We start from the raw sequence: 1,202 nt of genomic DNA, 5'->3' as shown, positions 1-1,202 counted from the left end.
GTTAGGGAAATTCTGAAAAAGACTTCCTGATTTGGCAGAATCCCCGAACACCAATCGCCGAGCTTTTCGATGATGAAGCAAATGACCTTCGCCGACGCCGAGTACGCGGGTAAGCGCAAGCAGACCCGTAAGGAACTGTTCCTGATCGAGATGGATCGGGTCGTACCCTGGAAGGGTTTGATCGCTCTAATCGAACCTCATTACCCGAAGGGCGAAGGCGGTCGTCCGGCGTATCCGTTGATGGCGATGCTGCGGGTTCATCTCATGCAGAACTGGTTCGGTTACAGCGATCCGGCGATGGAAGAGGCGCTGTACGAGACGACGATCTTGCGCCAGTTTTCAGGCCTGAACCTGGAGCGAATCCCGGATGAAACTACCATTCTCAACTTCCGTCGCCTGCTGGAAAAGCACGAGTTGGCCACTGGGATTCTCTGCGTGATCAATGGCTATCTGGGCGACCGTGGCCTGTCGCTGCGACAAGGCACCATCGTCGATGCCACGCTGATTCATGCGCCCAGTTCGACCAAGAACAAGGCCGGTAAACGCGACCCGGAAATGCACCAAACGAAGAAAGGCAACCAGTATTACTTCGGTGCCAAAGCGCACATTGGTGTCGACGATGACTCGGGGTTGGTGCACAGCGTAGTGGTCACGGCGGCCAACGTCGCGGACGTAACCCAAGTCGACAAACTGCTGCACGGTGATGAGAACGTCGTCTGCGCTGATGCGGGCTATACCGGTGTCGAGAAGCGCGAAGAGCATGCGGGACGCCAAGTCATCTGGCAGGTTGCGGCCCGCCGCAGCACCTACAAAAAACACGGAAAACGCAGCGTATTGTACAAAGCGATACGCAAGATCGAGAGAGCCAAGGCTCAGGTTCGCTCCAAGGTTGAGCATCCATTTCGGGTGATTAAGCGTCAGATTGGTTATACGAAAGTGCGCTTCCGAGGCTTGGTGAAAAACACTGCTCAGATGGTGACGTTATTCGCCTTGTCGAACCTGTGGATGGCACGTCGATATTTGCTCTGCGGCGCAGGAGAGGTGCGTCCGTAATGTGGGAAATGACGACTGCGAGGCGCTTGCAGCGGCAAAAACGGATAAAATAGACGGCAGATTTGCCCAATTTTGAACGGCTGCCGTGTTTTGAGAGCGCCGATGACTCAGTAGCCGGAAAACAGGGGGGTACTTCAGACCATCCTTAG

Annotated in this window: 1 protein-coding gene; it reads left to right on the top strand. The window is 55.2% G+C overall.

The annotated features are described in order from the left end of the window. The first annotated feature begins 72 nt into the window (after positions 1–72). A complete protein-coding gene (locus tag GHO41_RS29260) occupies positions 73–1,053 on the top strand; it encodes an IS5 family transposase (RefSeq protein ID WP_153435344.1) in 981 nt (326 codons plus the stop codon). Positions 1,054–1,202: the final 149 nt, after the last annotated feature.

Origin of the sequence: Pseudomonas sp. FSL R10-0399, from assembly GCF_009600165.1 — a bacterium.
GTDB lineage: Bacteria > Pseudomonadota > Gammaproteobacteria > Pseudomonadales > Pseudomonadaceae > Aquipseudomonas > Aquipseudomonas helleri.
The sequence above is the reverse complement of the archived record's forward strand: the minus strand, read 5'-3'. Positions and strand labels throughout refer to the sequence as shown.

Bases quoted from the DNA above. Each gene is read 5' to 3' on its own strand.
- GHO41_RS29260 (WP_153435344.1), top strand. From the start codon at position 73: ATGAAGCAAATGACCTTCGCCGACGCCGAGTACGCGGGTAAGCGCAAG.